At 75.5% G+C, this 15,363-nt stretch carries 14 protein-coding genes, 1 pseudogene and 2 riboswitches; of the genes and pseudogenes, 7 read left to right on the top strand and 8 right to left on the bottom strand.

All coding sequences use genetic code 11. From position 1 onward, the window contains the following. Positions 1-16 precede the first annotated feature (16 nt). Positions 17-1,099 (bottom strand): DNA polymerase IV, encoded by a 1,083-nt coding sequence (locus ACH436_RS03145; RefSeq protein ID WP_430558706.1) that lies wholly within the window; start codon positions 1,097-1,099, stop codon positions 17-19. A 171-nt stretch (positions 1,100-1,270) separates the two neighbouring features. Here ACH436_RS03145 and ACH436_RS03140 point away from each other — a divergent pair, with 171 nt between their 5' ends. The 6 genes from ACH436_RS03140 (at position 1,271) to ACH436_RS03115 (ending at position 6,695) form a co-directional block, all read left to right on the top strand. Then, positions 1,271-1,834, top strand: coding sequence for a DoxX family protein (locus ACH436_RS03140; RefSeq protein WP_430558705.1), 564 nt, complete (start codon positions 1,271-1,273; stop codon positions 1,832-1,834). Between the two features lie 173 nt (positions 1,835-2,007). Then, positions 2,008-2,139: riboswitch (SAM riboswitch) on the top strand. A gap of 21 nt (positions 2,140-2,160) precedes the next feature. Continuing rightward, complete coding sequence (locus tag ACH436_RS03135) at positions 2,161-2,727, top strand: NADPH-dependent FMN reductase (RefSeq protein ID WP_430558704.1); 567 nt, start codon at positions 2,161-2,163, stop codon at positions 2,725-2,727. 38 nt (positions 2,728-2,765) lie between these two features. Next, positions 2,766-3,281 carry a flavin reductase family protein gene (locus ACH436_RS03130; RefSeq protein WP_430559142.1) on the top strand — a complete coding sequence of 172 codons (516 nt, stop codon included), beginning with the start codon at positions 2,766-2,768 and terminating at the stop codon, positions 3,279-3,281. Positions 3,282-3,294: 13 nt separating this feature from the next. Beyond that, positions 3,295-4,464: a nitrilotriacetate monooxygenase gene (locus ACH436_RS03125; protein WP_430558703.1), complete on the top strand. Its 1,170-nt coding sequence runs from the start codon at positions 3,295-3,297 to the stop codon at positions 4,462-4,464. Positions 4,465-4,474: 10 nt separating this feature from the next. Further along, positions 4,475-5,923: an LLM class flavin-dependent oxidoreductase gene (locus ACH436_RS03120; protein WP_430558702.1), complete on the top strand. Its 1,449-nt coding sequence runs from the start codon at positions 4,475-4,477 to the stop codon at positions 5,921-5,923. Between the two features lie 34 nt (positions 5,924-5,957). After that, positions 5,958-6,695 (top strand): GNAT family N-acetyltransferase, encoded by a 738-nt coding sequence (locus tag ACH436_RS03115; RefSeq protein WP_430558701.1) that lies wholly within the window; start codon positions 5,958-5,960, stop codon positions 6,693-6,695. Positions 6,696-6,747: 52 nt separating this feature from the next. Here the strand turns inward: ACH436_RS03115 and ACH436_RS03110 are convergent, their stop codons facing one another. The 6 genes from ACH436_RS03110 to ACH436_RS03085 are packed head-to-tail and all read right to left on the bottom strand — an operon-like array spanning position 6,748 to position 13,945. After that, positions 6,748-7,266: a gamma carbonic anhydrase family protein gene (locus tag ACH436_RS03110; RefSeq protein WP_430558700.1), complete on the bottom strand. Its 519-nt coding sequence runs from the start codon at positions 7,264-7,266 to the stop codon at positions 6,748-6,750. A gap of 39 nt (positions 7,267-7,305) precedes the next feature. Continuing rightward, entirely contained in the window at positions 7,306-8,682 is a 1,377-nt protein-coding gene (locus tag ACH436_RS03105) for a M20/M25/M40 family metallo-hydrolase (RefSeq protein ID WP_430558699.1), read from the bottom strand. Then, the gene (locus ACH436_RS03100) at positions 8,679-10,424 is read right to left on the bottom strand and encodes a dipeptide ABC transporter ATP-binding protein (protein ID WP_430558698.1); all 1,746 of its coding nucleotides are present in this window, start codon (positions 10,422-10,424) and stop codon (positions 8,679-8,681) included. The genes ACH436_RS03105 and ACH436_RS03100 overlap by 4 nt, the downstream gene beginning before the upstream one ends. Beyond that, positions 10,421-11,338: an ABC transporter permease gene (locus ACH436_RS03095; protein WP_430558697.1), complete on the bottom strand. Its 918-nt coding sequence runs from the start codon at positions 11,336-11,338 to the stop codon at positions 10,421-10,423. The genes ACH436_RS03100 and ACH436_RS03095 overlap by 4 nt, the downstream gene beginning before the upstream one ends. After that, positions 11,335-12,291, bottom strand: a complete 957-nt coding sequence (locus ACH436_RS03090) for an ABC transporter permease (RefSeq protein WP_430558696.1) — start codon at positions 12,289-12,291, stop codon at positions 11,335-11,337. The genes ACH436_RS03095 and ACH436_RS03090 overlap by 4 nt, the downstream gene beginning before the upstream one ends. A gap of 4 nt (positions 12,292-12,295) precedes the next feature. After that, entirely contained in the window at positions 12,296-13,945 is a 1,650-nt protein-coding gene (locus ACH436_RS03085) for an ABC transporter substrate-binding protein (protein WP_430558695.1), read from the bottom strand. A 70-nt stretch (positions 13,946-14,015) separates the two neighbouring features. Then, positions 14,016-14,129, bottom strand: a riboswitch (SAM riboswitch). A gap of 180 nt (positions 14,130-14,309) precedes the next feature. Between ACH436_RS03085 and ACH436_RS03080 the strand changes: the two are divergent. Beyond that, positions 14,310-14,510: pseudogene (locus ACH436_RS03080) on the top strand (carotenoid oxygenase family protein); the annotation flags it as partial. 141 nt (positions 14,511-14,651) lie between these two features. Here the strand turns inward: ACH436_RS03080 and ACH436_RS03075 are convergent. Then, entirely contained in the window at positions 14,652-15,341 is a 690-nt protein-coding gene (locus tag ACH436_RS03075; RefSeq protein ID WP_430558694.1) for a DUF6518 family protein, read from the bottom strand. Between the last annotated feature and the right edge of the window lie 22 nt (positions 15,342-15,363).

The raw sequence follows: 15,363 nt of genomic DNA, 5'->3' as shown, positions 1-15,363 counted from the left end.
CCGGTGCGCGGGCGCGTCAGACCCGCCCGCGCACCGGCGTGCTCCCGCCTCCCGTGCCGCCGTCGGGCATGACCATCTCGGCACGCACACCGAGGAGTCGCACCTCGCGGCCGGGCTCCAGGCCGGCCGCGAGGTCGAGCACCGCGGCGGTCACCTCCTCCAGGGAGCGCGTCGGCGCCGGCAGCTTGCGCGAGAGCGTCCGCGTGAAGAACGGCGCGTAGCGCACCTTCAGGCCCACCCGGAACACCGCCCGCCCCTCGGCCTCGGTGTCCGCGTGCGCCTGCGCGGCCAGCTCGCGCAGAGCCGCCTCGACCTGTCCCGGCGTCGTGAGGTTGCGCTGGTACGTGGTCTCCCGGCTGTGCCCGCGAGCCACCCACGGGGTGTCGTCCACGACGGCGGAACCCTGCCCGCGGCCCAGCTCGCCGTACCAGGCGCCCATGCGCGGCCCGAACTCGCCGACCAGGTCCGCCTCGTCCGCGGCGGCGAGCTGCGCCACCGTGTCGAAGCCCAGCCCCGCCAGACGTCGCGACACCCGCGCGCCCACGCCCCACAGGTCGCCGGTGGGCCGCTCCCCCATCACCTCGGACCAGGTCTGCGCGCAGAGGCGGTAGACGCCTGCCGGCTTCCCGAACCCCGTCGCGATCTTCGCGCGGATCTTGTTGTCACCGATGCCGACCGAGCAGTGCAGCCCGCTCGCGTCGAGCACCGCCCGCTGCGCGCGGCGGGCGAACGCCTCCGGGTCCTCGCCGTCGTACCCCAGGAACGCCTCGTCCCAGCCGAGGACCTCCACCACCGTGCCGAGGCCGCGCAGCGCCTCCATGACCTGCGCGCTGGCCGCGTCGTACGCCTCCCGGTCCACCGGCAGGACCACCGCCTCCGGGACCTTGCGGACCGCGACCCGCAGGGGCATCCCCGACCGGACGCCGTGGGCCCGCGCCTCGTACGACGCCGTGGAGACCACGGTGCGCTCGGCCGGGTCGCCGCGGCCCCCGACGATCACCGGACGCCCGGCGAGCTCCGGGCGCCGCAGGACCTCGACCGCGGCCAGGAACTGGTCGAGGTCGACGTGCAGCACCCAGCGGAAGCGGCGCGCGCCCATGCCCCCGAGTGTGCGTCACCGCCCCGGCACCACGCCGCCCGAGGGCGAGGCGGGCGGGTGAGGACCGGGCGAAAACGTGCGGCGGGCGCATCGGTGGGCACGGCAGGGCCTCTCTCCCAGGGCGACCACCCCCGGGTCGCCCCTCCCCGGAAAGCGAGCACCACCATGTCCGTGTCCACCCCGACCCACCGCCCCACGTCGTCGTACCGCACCGCCGGTGCCACCCGAGCCCCGGGCGCTCCCGCGCGCCGCCTCCCGAACGCGCTCGCCCAGCAGGTGGCGCTGCGCCTCGACGTCGCCGTCTCCGCGCTGGCCCGGTTCCTCACCCGTTGGTCGGTGCCGGCGCTGCGCGTCGCGCTCGGCCTCGTGTTCCTCGGCTTCGGCGTCCTGAAGTTCTTCCCCGGCGCCAGCCCGGCCGAGGAGATCGCCGGCCGCACCGTCGAGACCCTCACCTTCGGCCTCGTGCCCGCGACCACGGCCGTGATCCTGGTCGCCGTGATGGAGACGTTCATCGGGCTCACCCTCGTCACGGGCCGGCTGCTGCGCGTCGGTGTCGTCGTGCTCGCCGTCGCCATGGTGGGCATCCTGTCGCCCGTCGCCCTGTTCGGCGACGAGCTGTTCGGGCACGGCATGACGCTGCTCGGCCAGTACGTCCTCAAGGACGTCGTCCTCGTCGCAGGGGGCGCGGTCGTGGCCGCCGCCTCGCTCGGCGCCCGCCTGCGCCTGGAGGCCTGACCGCGGCACGCCCGCACGCTCCCCCGACCGGGGGCCGCCGCCCACACGGGTGGCGGCCCCCAGTCGTGTCGTCGCGCCCCGACGCCTCGCCGTGGACGTCCCGGCGTCCGGATCGTGAGAAGTTCCGGGAGCAGCCTGGCGTTCCGCGACACGGCTGCTATACCTCCGCCCCAGGTCACGAGCCCCAGCGCGAAGCCCCGGCTGGCTGGGCAGCAACCCCACGTCACGGCGGGGTGCTCCGGGAGATGACCAGGCCGCCGGCCGGCCCGTCCGCGGGCCGAGACGCCGCGCGGCAAGCGTGATCGACGGACTGCGAGGTACATCCCATGACCGACCCCACCCGACCCTCCGCCGCCTCCGTAGTGGTGGTCTCCGGCAACCCGCGCGAGGGCTCGCGCACCCTGGCCGCGGCCGAGGCCGCCGGGCGCCGGATCGCCGAGCTGCTCGGCACCGACGACGTCACCACGATCGAGCTCGCGGCGTTCGCGGGCGAGATCCTCACCCCGGACCGCCCCTCCGCGGACGAGGCGAAGGAGCGCCTCGCGCGCGCCACCGTCGCCGTCGTCGCGACCCCGGTCTACAAGGCCTCCTACACCGGCCTGCTCAAGTCCTTCCTCGACCTCTACGGGCCCGACGGGCTCGCCGGGGTCGTCGTCGTGCCGCTCGTCGTGTCCGGCAACCCCGCCCACGCCCTCGCGGGCGAGGTGCACCTGCGTCCGGTCCTGGTGGAGCTCGGCGCCGTCGTGCCCACCCGCTCCCTCACGCTCACCGAGGCCCAGCTGACCGACCTCGGCGCGGCCCTCGACCCGTGGTTCGCCCGCTGGGCGGCACCGCTGCGCCGGGCCGCCGGGACCGCCGCGGCCACCGCCGAGCTGACAGGAGCCGCCCGGTGAGCACCGACCACACCGACCTGTCCGCCGCGCTGACCGGCATGGAGGAGCTCCTGGCCGAGCAGGACGAGCCCCAGCTGTCCCCCGACGAGTTCAAGACGGTCTTCCGCCAGCACCCCGCGGGCGTCGCCGTCGTCGCGCTCGAGCACGACGGGCGGCCCGTCGGGTTCACCGCCACGTCCGTGATCTCCGTCTCCGCGGCGCCGCCGCTCCTGGCGTTCTCCCTGGCGTCCACGTCGTCGTCCTGGCCCGCGGTCTCGCAGGCCAGGACGCTGGCGATCAGCTTCCTCGCCGACCACCAGGACGACGTCTCCGCCCGGTTCGCCACGAGCGGCATCGACAGGTTCGCGGCCGGCGGCTGGACCGCCCTGCCGTCGGGAGAACCCGTCGTCGACGGAGCCGTGTCGTGGGTGCGCGCCCGCGTCATCCAGCGCACCCCCGTGGGCGACAGCTACCTCGTCTCGCTGCGCGCCCTGCAGTCCGGGTCGGACGACGCCTCACCGCTCGTCTACCTCGACCGCACCTACCACCGCCTCGGCGACGAGTCCGCGATCTGAGCACGGAGACACCATGACCACCACCACGACCAGCACACCCTTCCTCGTCGGGCTCGACGTCGACGGCACGGGAGCGCACCCGGCGGCCGCCGCGGCCAGCGGGCTCCCCGCCGCGGAGCTCGTCTCGGCCACCCGGCTCGCACGCACCGTGCGGCACGCCGAGAACGCCGGCGTCACCTTCGCCACGTTCGCCGACGCCCTGCTGCCCGCCGTCAACGGGTCGCCGTCCGCGGCGCGGCTCGACGCCGTGACCCGAGCGGCGTTCGTCTCACGCACCACCACCGCCATCGGCCTGGTGCCCCAGGTGCCGACCACCTATCCCGAGCCGTTCCACGTCGCGACCCAGCTCGCGTCCCTCGACATCGCCGCCGCCGGCCGCGGCGGCTGGCTCGCGGCCGTCACCCGCACCCCGCAGGCGGCCGACGCGTACGGCCGCGAGCCGGTGGCCGACCTCGCTGCCGAGGCGCGCGACGTCGTCCAGGTCGTGCGCGACCTCTGGGACTCCTGGGAGGACGACGCCGTGATCCGCGACGTCGCCACCGGCCGTTATGTCGACCGCGACCGCCTCCACCACGTCGACTTCGTCGGCGGGTCGTTCTCCGTCAAGGGGCCCCTCATCACGCCCCGCCCGCCGCAGGGCCAGCTCGTCGTCCTGGCGGCGGCCGGGGACGTGGCGCCGTCGGTGCGCGACGAACCGTTGGTCGACGTCGCGCTCGTCGGCGGCCCGGACGTCGCGTCCGTCCGCGCCGCGGCGCGGGCCGCCACCGGCCACGAGCCCCACGGCGCCGCCCGCGCCGTCGTCGACCTGGAGGTCGTGCTCGACGCCGGCGGCCGGTCGGCCGCCGCCCGGCTCGCGGAGCTCGACGCCGCCGCCCCCGCGGGGGCACGCACCGACTGGGGCACGGGCGCGCTGCGGTACGCCGGCGACGCCACCGGCCTCGCCGCCCTCCTCGCGGAGCTCGCCGTCTCGGACGACGTGGCCGGCGTGCGCCTGCTGCCCGCCGTGCTCGACACGGACCTGCCCGCGCTCGCCGCCGTGGTGCTGCCCGCGCTGCGTGCCGCCCGGCTCACCGCGGCGCCCCGCTCGGGCGCCACCCTGCGCGAGGCCCTCGGCCTGCCGCGCCCCGCCAACCGCTACGACACCCGCACCCGCGCCGCGCTGCCCGCGGCCGCGCACGCCTGAGGAACCCGCGATGCCCACCAGCCAGACCACCAGCCCGACCACCGGCGTCCCGGACGCCCCGCTCACCCGGCCGCACGCCCAGGTGCACTTCGGCGTCTTCTTCCAGGGCGTCAACCACACCACAATCTGGTCCGACCCCGACTCCGGGTCGCAGACCGACTTCGCCTCGTTCGAGCGCGTGGTCCGCACCGCCGAGCGCGGCCTCTTCGACGCGTTCTTCCTCGGCGAGGGGCTGCGCCTGCGCGAGACCCGCGGCCGCGTCCACGACCTCGACGTGGTCGGCCGCCCCGACGCGATCACCCAGCTCGCGGCGCTCGCGGCGATCACGGAGCGCATCGGCCTCGTCGCCACCCAGAACACGACCTACCACGACCCGGCCGACCTGGCCCGCCGCCTCGCGAGCCTCGACGTCCTGTCCGGCGGCCGGGCCGCGTGGAACGTCGTGACGACCGACAACGCGTGGACCGGGGAGAACTTCCGCCGCGGCGGCTACCTCGACCACGCCGACCGCTACGAGCGGGCCGCGGCCGTGCTGGCCGTCGCGCGCGGGGTCTGGGACGCGTTCGGGGACGACGGCGCCGCACCGGGACCGGTCGCCCGCGTGTCGGTCCCCGGGGTGGACCTGCGCACGCCCCGCGACCTCGTCCTCGACGTGTCCACGCCCCGCAGCCCGCAGGGCCACCCGGTGATCTTCCAGGCCGGCGACTCGCCCCAGGGGCGGGACTTCGCCGCCGCCCACGCCGACGTGATCTTCTCCCGGCACGGCGCCGTGCTCGCCGACGCGCTCGAGTTCGCCGCCGACGTGCGGCGGCGGGTCGTCGCGGCGGGCCGGCCGGAGGGCGACGTGAAGATCTTCCCCGGCACGGCGATCGTCGTCGGCGACACGCCCGCCGAGGCCGAGGAGAAGGCCCGCTGGGTGCGCAGCGCCCAGGTCACCCCGGCCACCGCGCTCTCGATCGTCGGCACCATCTGGGGCGAGGACCTCTCGTCCTACGACCCCGACGGCCCCCTGCCCGCCCACGACCCGGTGGTCGAGGAGCTGGGCGGCGAGCGCGGCTCCGCGACGACGGGGGCGCGCACGCACGAGATCGCCCGGCAGTGGCGCGCGGTCGCGGAGGCCGAGCACCTCTCCATCCGCGAGCTGGTGATCCGCAACGCGGGCGAGCGCGGCTTCACGGGCACCCCCGACGCCGTGGCCGACGAGCTCACCCGGTGGGTGCGCACGGCCGCCGTCGACGGGTTCAACCTCAGCCCGTGGATCGTTCCCGCCGGCCTGGACGACGTCGTGGAGAAGGTGGTGCCCGCCCTGCAGGAGCGCGGCGCCTACCCGACGGAGTACGCCGGCACCACGCTGCGCGAGCACCTCGGGCTGCGCGAGCCGCTCACCCGGCGGGGCACCGGGGCCGGGGCCGGCGCCGTCGACGCCGACAGCGAACCGACCCCCGTCCTCGTGCCGTGAGCACGTACGCTGCCTCGGCAGACCAGGAGGCGACATGACCACCGTGACCATCTCGACGGACGCTCCCACGGGGTCCCCCGACCCCGCGTCCGAGGCCGTCCTCGACAACCCTCGCTGGTCGTCGCTCACCGGCGCGCACGCGCACCTCGCGGAGGGCAACGAGCTGGTGCTGCGCTACCCGGTCGACGTGTCGCCGTTCGCCGCCGTCCGGTCGTGGGACGACCCCGACGTGTGGGACGCGATCGTCGACGTCGCGGGGCACGGCGCCGAGTTCCCCGGTCCGCCGGCCGGCGTCGCGCTGCCCACCGGTTGGCAGACCGTCGCCGCGCACGAAGGCGTCCAGCTCGTCGAGACGGACCGGCTGCGGACGCGGGCCGACGACGAGGCCGTGGTGCTCGGCGCGGACGACGTGCCCGACATGCTGGCGCTCGTCGAGCGCTCCCGTCCCGGCCCGTTCCTGCCCCGCACGTACCTCATGGGCCGGTACGTCGGCATCCGCCGCGAGGGCCGGCTCGTCGCGATGGCCGGCGAACGCCTGCAGCCGGCCGGCTGGACGGAGATCAGCGCCGTGACGACCGACCCCGACCACCGCGGCCAGGGCCTCGCCACCCGCCTGGTCCTCGACGTCGCCCACCACGTGCGCGAGCGCGGCGCCCGCCCGATGCTGCACGCGGCCGGGACCAACGCGAACGCCATCCGGCTGTACGAGGCCCTCGGCTTCCGGCTGCGGGCGCGCACCACGTTCGGCGCGGTGCGTACGCCCCCGGCCTGACACCGGCACCGCCCCGTACCGCGACGCCCGCCGGTCGGGCCGGCCGTGCGGCTCAACCGACCGAGCGGCGGTGGCGCTCGGCGAGCTCCTGGTACTCGATCGCGTTGCGGCGCACCCGCTCGGCGCCCTCGGCGTCGAGCGGGCCGCGGTCCTTGGCGGGCACGCCGACCGCCAGGTGCCCTGCCGGGATCTCCTGGCCCTCGCGCACCAGCGCGCCGGCCGCCACGAAGGCGCCCTCGCCCACGACCGAGCCGTTGAGCAGCGTCGCGCCCATGCCGACCAGGCTGCCGTCGCCCACCGTGGCGCCGTGGATGATCGCCCCGTGGCCCACCCCGACGCCGGCGCCGATGGTCGCGGGCACGCCGGTGTCCGTGTGCACCACGCAGTTGTCCTGGATGTTGGAGCCCTCGCCGAGCTCGATCGCGTCCATGTCGCCGCGGAGCACCGCGCCGTAGAAGACGCTGGCCCGCGCGCCGATGCGGACGTTCCCCACGATCGTCGCCGTGGGGGCGACCCACGCCGTGGGGTGGATCTCGGGAGTGTGACCGTCGAAAGGAAGCACCGTCGCCATGCCCCGGACCCTACCGGCCCCGCCCTCGGAGGACGCCGCTCAGCGCAGGAACGCCGTCACGACGTCGTGCAGCGCCGCCGTGGTGAGCTCCAGGGAGGCGACGTCGACGCGCTCGTCGTTGCCGTGGAACAGGCCGCGCCACGTGCCCGGGTCCCAGCCGGCGCTGAGCAGTCCGAACCCGTAGGCCGGGACGCCCCGGCGCCGGTAGAACCGGCCGTCCGTGCCGCCCGTGCCGAGCGTCGGGACGACGGGGGCACCCGTCCGTGCCGAGACCGCGCCCTCGATCACCCGGTACAGGTCCGTGTCCGTGGGAGACAGCGACGGCTCGCCGAAGCGGTCGCCGACGATCTCGACGTGCTCGGCGAGGTCGCCCAGGGTCTCGGTCAGGAGCGCCTCCACGTCGCCGGGACGGGTGCCCGGCAGGACGCGGATGTCGAGCGTGATCTCGGCCAGGCCCGGGATGACGTTCGGCTTGGAACCCGCGCCGATGACGGTCGGCGCGAGCGTCGTGTGGGTCGTGGCGTGCGCGACGGCGCCGAGCCCGCCGAGCTGCGGCAGCGCGTCGTCGATCCGCTCGGGGTCCAGCAGCGCCGCGCGCAGGTCGGGCTCCGGCGCGAGCGCGTCGACGTACCGCCGCCACAGGTCGCCGACGACGACAGGCCCGCGCGCGTCGGCCACCCGGCGCACGACCTCCGCCGCGATGACGATCGCGTTGCGGCTGCCCCACGGGCCGGAGCCGTGGCCGGGCCGTCCGTGGACCCGGAGCAGCCGCCCAGCGCCGCCCTTCTCGCCCACGGCGAGGGTGCGTGACCCGGCAGGGCCGACGGGGACGCCGCCGGACTCGGTGAGCACGTGGTCGGCCTGCACGAGGTCCCACCGGTGGGTGGTCAGCCAGTCGACGCCCCAGACGCTGCCGTGCTCCTCGTCGGCGACGGCGGCGAGCAGCAGGTCGCCGCGCGGCGGCCGGCCGGACGTGGCGAGCGCCCGCGTCACGACGGCGTACGCCGCGGTGAGCCCGAGCATGTCGATGGCGCCGCGGCCCCACACCCAGCCGTCCACGAGCTCGGCGCCGAAGGGGTCGCGGGTCCAGCCGTCCTCCTCGACCGGCACGACGTCCGTGTGGCCCACCAGGCCGAGGCTCGGCGCCGCGGGGTCGGTGCCGTGCACGCGCGTGGCGAGCGACGTGCGGCCGGGCTGCGGCTCGACGAGCTCCAGGTCCAGCCCGGAGCCGTCGAGGAAGTCGGCGATGGTGGTGGCGTTGCGGACCTCCTGCCCGGACTCCACCGTGCCGTCGTTGACGCACGCGTTGCGGATCAGCGCCTGCAGCAGCTCGACGGTCTGCCCGGCGAGCTCCTGCTCGGTGGTCAGCGGCCGGCCCGCGGTCGCCGTGCTCGTGGTCACGGTCGTCGTCGTCATACCCTCTCCAGCTTCTGCACCGCCCGGCGACCGGGGATGGCCGCGACGAGCTCGCGCGTGTAGTCGTCCTGCGGGTCCAGCAGGATCTGGTCGGCCTCGCCGGACTCGACGAGCCGGCCCCGGCTCATCACCCCGACCTGGTCGGCCACCTGGCGCACGACCGCGAGGTCGTGCGAGATGAACAGGTAGGCGAGCCCGTGCTCGGCCTGCAGCCGCACCAGGAGCTCGAGGATCTGCGCCTGCACGGACACGTCCAGGGCCGACACGGGCTCGTCGAGCACCACGAGGTCCGGCTGCAGGGCGAGGGCCCGCGCGATGGCGACGCGCTGCCGCTGGCCGCCGGACAGCTCGCGGGGGCCGCGCCGCAGGACGTCGGCGGGCAGGGCCACGTCCTCGATCAGCGCGCGCGCCCGGTCGGCACGCTCGGCGCGGTCGCCCACGCCGTAGGCGCGCAGCGGTTCGGCGACGATCTGCTCCACGGTGAACCGCGGGTCCAGCGACGCGTAGGGGCTCTGGTACACGACCTGGAACCCGCGCCGCAGCGTGCGCAGCTCTCCGCCGCGCGCGGCGGTGATGTCCGTGCCACGGAACACGACCCGCCCGGCCGACGGCCGCTCGAGCCGGAGCGCGAGGCGCGCGGTGGTGCTCTTGCCCGAGCCCGACTCCCCCACCAGGGCGTACGTGCGTCCCCGTCCGACGGCGAGGCTCACGTCGTCCACCGCCACGAGGGTGCGCCGCTCGGCGCCGCGCGGCAGGGCGAACTCCTTGCGGACGCCGTCGAGCGCGAGGACCGGCGCCGCCGTGCCCTCGGCGGACGACGGGGCGGCCGGCGTACCGGGACGTTCGTCCTCGGGGCCCCCACCGTCGCGAGCCCCGGCGTCATGGTGCTCCGGGCCCGCGGCGACGACGAGCCGCGAGCTGGCGAGGCTCGGCGCGGCGGCGATGAGCTTGCGGGTGTACGGGTGCTGCGGGTCGCCGAGCAGCTGCGCGGCGGGACCCTCCTCGACGACGACGCCCTGCTCCAGCACGACGATCCGGTCCGCGCGGTCTGCGGCGACGCCCAGGTCGTGCGTGATGAGCAGCACCGCGGTGCCCGTGTCGCGCACCAGGGAGTCGAGGTGGTCGAGGATGCGCCGCTGCACGGTGACGTCCAGGGCGCTGGTCGGCTCGTCGGCGACGATCAGGCGTGGACCCGCCGCGATGGCGATCGCGATGAGCACGCGCTGGCGCAGGCCGCCCGACAGCTGGTGCGGGTACTGCCGGGCGCGGGCGGCGGGGTCGTCCACCCCGGCCTGGCGCAGCAGCTCCACGGCCCGGACCTTGGCGTCCGCGCGCCGGGCCAGCCCGTGGATCACGAGCACCTCGGCGACCTGGTCGCCCACGCGCACGACGGGGTTGAGGGACACGGTCGGGTCCTGGGGCACGAGGCCCACGTGGCGGCCGCGCACGGCCTGCCACTCCTTCGCCGTGAGGCCGGACAGGTCGCGGCCGTCGAGGTGGATCCGCCCGCCCGTGACCTGCCCGCCGCGCGGCAGCAGGTGCAGGGCGGCGTGCGCCGTCGTGCTCTTGCCGGAGCCCGACTCGCCCACGAGGGCCACGACCTCCCCGGCCGCGACGCGCAGGTCCACGCCGCGCACCGCGGGGCGGGTGCCGCCGTCCGCGGTCCGGTAGGCGACCTCGAGGCCGCTGATCTCCAGGACCGGCGTCTCCTGGCCGCTCTGCGGGGTGTGCTGCTGCGTCACTGGTCCTCTCCCGTCTTCTCGAGCGCGCGCGACACCCGGTTGGCGGCGAGCACGACGGCCACGATCACGAGGCCGGGCAGCGTGGTGAGCCACCAGGCGGTGGCGAGGTAGTCGCGCCCGCCGGAGACGAGCGCCCCCCACTCGGGCGCGGGCGGCGGGGTGCCGTACCCGAGGAAGCTCAGGGCCGACACGGCCAGCACGGCGGTGCCGAAGTCGAGCGCGACGAGCGCGAGCACCGGGCCCGAGGAGTTGGGCAGCACGTGCCGGCCCAACACGGCGGGCCACCGCAGCCCCGAGGCGCGGGCCGCCTCCACGTAGACCGACGTCGAGACACGCAGCACCTCGGCGCGCATGACGCGCGCGAACGTCGCCACGGAGCCGATGCCGACCGCGACCGCCACCTTGACGGGCCCGAAGCCGAGCGCGGTGATGATGGCCAGGGACAGCAGGATGCTCGGGATCGCCAGGAGCACGTCGACCAGGCGGCCGACGACGTCGTCCACCCAGCCGCGCAGGAATCCCGCGAGGAGGCCGAGCAGCGACCCGACGACGAGGCCGACGGCCACCGCGAGCGCCGTCGTGCGCAGGGTGAGCGAGGCCCCGTGCACCACCCGGGCGTACACGTCGCGGCCCAGGTGGTCGGTGCCGAACCAGTGCGCGCCGGACGGCGGCTGGAGCCGGTCGGCGGGGACGCCGCCCAGGGGGTCCTGGGCGGTGAACGCCTGCGGCACCACGGCCCACGCGGCGACGAGCAGCAGCACGGCCACGGCCAGCAGCAGCCCGGGGCGGCGCAGCACGTGGCGGGCGCCGCGGGCGGCGCGGCGGGGTCGTCCGGTATCCGGCGGAGCGGCGGGAGCGGGGGTCGAGGCCGGTGCGACGACGCCCCGTGGGCGGGAGAGGGTCTGCAGCGTCATGCGGTCACCGCCGTGGGTCGCCGGATCTCGATCCGGGGGTCGAGCAGGGGGTAGACGAGGTCGACCACGAGGGTGACGACGACGAAGACGAGCGCCGACAGCACGACGACCGCCAGGACGACGGGCACGTCCTGCTGGTTGACCGACTGCACGGTGAGGCGGCCCAGGCCCTGGCGCGAGAACACCGTCTCGGTGACGACGGCGCCCCCGAGGAGCCCGCCGACCATCACCCCGAGCACCGTGAACGCCGGGATGGCGGCGTTGCGCAGCGCGTGCGCGAGGTGCACCCGGGTGCGGCTCGCACCCTTGGCCCACGCCGTCTCGACGTAGGGCTCCCCGAGCGCGCCCCGCAGGGAGCGGGACAGGATCTGGGCGAGCTGCGCCCCGGCGGGGACCGCGAGCGTGATCGTGGGCAGCACGAGGCTGATCGGCCCCTCGTTGCCGATCGCCGGGAACACCGGCAGCCGGAACGAGAACCACTGCAGCAGCACCAGGCCGACGAAGAAGGTGGGCAGGGCCACCCCGAGCGGGGGCAGGGCGGAGAGTGCCTGGCGCAGGAACCGGGACCGCGGGAGCACGCTGGCCACGGCGACCGCGGTGCCGCCCACGACGGCGACGAGCAGCGCGGCACCCGTGAGCTTGAGCGTCTCGGGCAGGGCCTGCGCGACGAGCGACGTGGCGGACGCGCCGCTCACGTAGGAGTCGCCGAAGTCGCCGGTCAGCGCGCCGAGGAGGGCGTCGCCGTACTGGACGACCAGGGGGCGGTCCAGGCCGTACTCGGCCCGCAGGGCGGCGAGCTGGGCGGGGTCGACCTGGCTCACCTCGCCGCCCCCGGACGCCACCAGGGCGACCGGGTCGCTCGGCAGCAGGTAGAGGACGAAGAACGCGACGGTGAAGGCCGCCCAGAGGACGAAGACCCCCTGCCCGGCGCGCTGCAGCACGTAGCGCGTCATCGGGTCACTCCCCTGCCCCGTCGGTCACCCACGCGTCGTAGAAGTCCAGCCGCGAGGAGGCCTCGAAGGTCAGCCCCTGCACGCGGTCGGCGGCGGCGATCGTGGTGGACAGCTCGTAGACGGGGATGGCGTGCCCGCGCTCGAGCAGCAGCCGGGACGCCTCGGTCACGAGCTTCTGGCGCTCCGCGGGGTCGGTGGCGGCGGCCGAGTCGTCGAGGAGCGTGTCGACCTCCTCGGGGTCGCGCTGGTTGATGTTGCGGGCGTTCGCCGAGAAGATCGTGCGCAGCACGTCGGCGTCGGACCGGGTGAGGTTGTAGTAGTCGAAGTCGAAGTCGCCGGACTCCTTGGCCGCCTCGGACTCCGCGACGGTGACGTGCTTGAGCTGCAGGTCCACGCCGATCTGGCGCAGCTGCTGCTGCACGAGCTCGAGCGGCTCGGGCACCTGCCAGAACGTCACGGTCGTGGAGAGCTTCTGCCCGTCCTTCTCGCGGATGCCGTCGGCACCCTCGGTCCAGCCCGCGTCGTCGAGGATCTTCTTCGCGCCATCGGGGTCGTAGGCGAGCAGGTCGTCCGCACCCTCGAACAGCGGCGTGGAGTGCGAGAGCACGTTGGTCGCCGCCTGGTCCTGCGGGGTGAGCACGGTGTCGACGACCTGCTGGCGGTCGATCCCCTTGAGGATGGCGGTGCGCACGGCCTCGTCGGCGGCCAGCGGGCTGGACTCGTTCGGGAACAGGTTGAACACGACGCCCGGGTTGGCGCGGTAGGAGAGCCAGAACCCGTGGCCGTCGAACTGCGGCAGGTCGACGGCGTTGATCGCGGCGGTGGCGTCGATCTGGCCGGACTGCAGGCTGCCGGTGCGGACGCTCGCCTCGGGGATCACCTGGAAGGTGACGGTGTCGAGATAGGCCTCGCCGGTGTGGTCGTTCGCCTCCGAGCCCCAGGCGTAGCCCTTCACCTTCTCCAGCACGATCTCCTGGTCCTGGGTGTAGGACTGCACCGCGAACGGGCCGGAGCCCACGTACTTCCCGGCGCAGCGATCCTCGGCCGAGAGCTCCGCCGACGCGGGCGAGAGCAGGCCGAGGGAGAACGTCGAGGTGGCCTGGAGGAACTGCGCGCTGGGCTCGTCGAAGTCGACCGTCACGGTGCGGTCGTCGACCACGGTGGTGCCGGCGTACCCGACGAGGTACTGGGAGCCGAGGGACGCCACGGCGCCCAGGTCGACGATCGCGTCGAAGTTGGCCTTCACGGCCTCGGCGTCGATCGGGGTGCCGTCGGCGAAGGTCGCGTCGTCGCGCAGGTGGAACGTGTAGCTGGACGCGTCGTCGTTCACCTCCCAGCTCTCGGCGAGCCACGGCAGGATCTCGCCCGACTCCGGGTCCTGCGCCGTGAGGGAGGCGACGGTCTGCCGGGCGGCGGCGATGGCGTCGTTGTTGCCCACCTGCTGCGGGTCGATGCAGTGCGAGTCGACCGTGATGGCGAAGGTCAGGTTGCCGCCGGTGACGGGCTCGGCGTCGGCGGGCGCCGACGCGCCGTCGCTCGCCGCGTCGGCGCCGCCCGAGCAGGCGCTGAGCAGCAGCGCGGCGGAGGCGGCCACCAGCCCGGCGAGCCGGGCGGGTCGGGTGGTGCGGGGGGTGGTGCGAGGGGTGGTCGTCATGGCACGTCGGTCCTCGTGGTCGTGGCAGGCCGCCGCGTCGCGGACCTCGCGGGTCCCTCGCGGTCGACCGGTGCCGTGCTTACCCCGCCGCGGTCACGGCAGGGTCAGGTCGTTCCCGGAGCACCCCGTCACGTCGAAGGGTTGCTGGCCAGCGAGCCGGGCCTGGGTGCTGGCGCTCGTCACCTGGGCGGCAGGGAAGCCGCCGCGACCGCGCGAGTCAAGGATCGAACGGGACGTCTCACATCGCGGACCCCTCGCGGAAGGCCCGCCGCCGGCGCGACGCAGGCGCCGGCTGCACTAGTGCACAGGGAGCGAAAGGCCGGCGTCGGCCCAGGTCAGCGGCTCACGTTCGTACGGTCGACGCATGCGATACCTGGAGGGGCCGTTCGAGCCCGTGCACGAAGAGACCACCGCGTTCGACCTGCCGGTCACTGGACGGATCCCCGTCGAGCTGAACGGTCGCTACCTGCGCAACGGGCCCAACGCGCTGGGCGTGGAAGACCCGGCCGTGCACATCTGGGGCATGGGCCAGGGCATGGTGCACGGGGTACGCCTGCGCGAGGGCCGCGCCGAGTGGCGGTGGGTCGCGCGGCGCTGCGGGCGGCGGCCTGACCCTGCTGGTCACGCCCCGCGAGGTCGTGTCTCCCCGCCCCGACGTGCGCTCGCCGTCCGGGCCCGGGGCGCCTGCTCGGGGACGTGCCGGCGGTCAGACGACGGCGCCCAGGGCGCGGTAGGCCACGACGAACGCGGTCGCGACGACGGCGGTTCCCGCCACCGCGAGGGTGACGGGCAGGGCGCCACGGAGCCTGCGCGCGAGCATGCCGACGAGCAGGACGAGCGCGACGACGCCGATCACCACCCAGAAGGTGGCGCCCGTCGTCTCGACGACCGTCGTGAGCCCATAGGCCGACTCGCCGAGGCCGATGCCCGCGAGCAGCGCTGTGCCCAGAGCGGAGCGCACGCCCGTTCGCCACAGCCACGCCGCCGCGACCCCGACGAACAGGCCGACGACGAGGCCGACCACCCCGAACAGGGTCGGGTCGTAGAAGGACCCGCGGAGGTCGGCGGCGACGGTGTAGCCGAGGGTGAGCAGCACGAAGCTCGCGGCGCCGAGCACGGCGGCGTGCCACGTCCGGGTCCGTGGGTCGCGCGCGGCCCAGGCGACGAGGAGCGCGGTGAGCAGGGTCCAGCCGCTCGCCGAGTTCGCGAAGGGGGCCGCGGCATCGGGCAGGAACCCCTGGGCGTACGACGTCAGACCGCCCAGCAGGAAGCTCGCCGCGAGCACGACGACACCGTGCTGCCAGGGGTGACCGGACGCCCCTGGCACCCCGTCGGGTCGCGTCCGTGCCGACGGGCGGTCGTCGGCGCGGTCAGGGGACGAGGTCAGGTCGGGCACACCACGACGGTAGACGGCACGG

It is taken from the genome of Isoptericola sp. NPDC019693 (assembly GCF_044389085.1).
Lineage (GTDB): Bacteria > Actinomycetota > Actinomycetes > Actinomycetales > Cellulomonadaceae > Isoptericola.
This window is presented reverse-complemented; position numbering and strand designations above follow the sequence as displayed.

Excerpts from the sequence above, each read along its gene's own strand:
- ACH436_RS03145 (WP_430558706.1), bottom strand. The coding sequence starts at position 1,099 with ATGGGCGCGCGCCGCTTCCGCTGGGTGCTGCACGTCGACCTCGACCAG.
- ACH436_RS03135 (WP_430558704.1), top strand. The coding sequence starts at position 2,161 with ATGACCGACCCCACCCGACCCTCCGCCGCCTCCGTAGTGGTGGTCTCC.
- ACH436_RS03130 (WP_430559142.1), top strand. The coding sequence starts at position 2,766 with ATGGAGGAGCTCCTGGCCGAGCAGGACGAGCCCCAGCTGTCCCCCGAC.
- ACH436_RS03125 (WP_430558703.1), top strand. The coding sequence starts at position 3,295 with ATGACCACCACCACGACCAGCACACCCTTCCTCGTCGGGCTCGACGTC.
- ACH436_RS03120 (WP_430558702.1), top strand. The coding sequence starts at position 4,475 with ATGCCCACCAGCCAGACCACCAGCCCGACCACCGGCGTCCCGGACGCC.
- ACH436_RS03115 (WP_430558701.1), top strand. The coding sequence starts at position 5,958 with ATGACCACCGTGACCATCTCGACGGACGCTCCCACGGGGTCCCCCGAC.
- ACH436_RS03110 (WP_430558700.1), bottom strand. The coding sequence starts at position 7,266 with ATGGCGACGGTGCTTCCTTTCGACGGTCACACTCCCGAGATCCACCCC.
- ACH436_RS03105 (WP_430558699.1), bottom strand. The coding sequence starts at position 8,682 with ATGACGACGACGACCGTGACCACGAGCACGGCGACCGCGGGCCGGCCG.
- ACH436_RS03095 (WP_430558697.1), bottom strand. The coding sequence starts at position 11,338 with ATGACGCTGCAGACCCTCTCCCGCCCACGGGGCGTCGTCGCACCGGCC.
- ACH436_RS03090 (WP_430558696.1), bottom strand. The coding sequence starts at position 12,291 with ATGACGCGCTACGTGCTGCAGCGCGCCGGGCAGGGGGTCTTCGTCCTC.
- ACH436_RS03085 (WP_430558695.1), bottom strand. The coding sequence starts at position 13,945 with ATGACGACCACCCCTCGCACCACCCCCCGCACCACCCGACCCGCCCGG.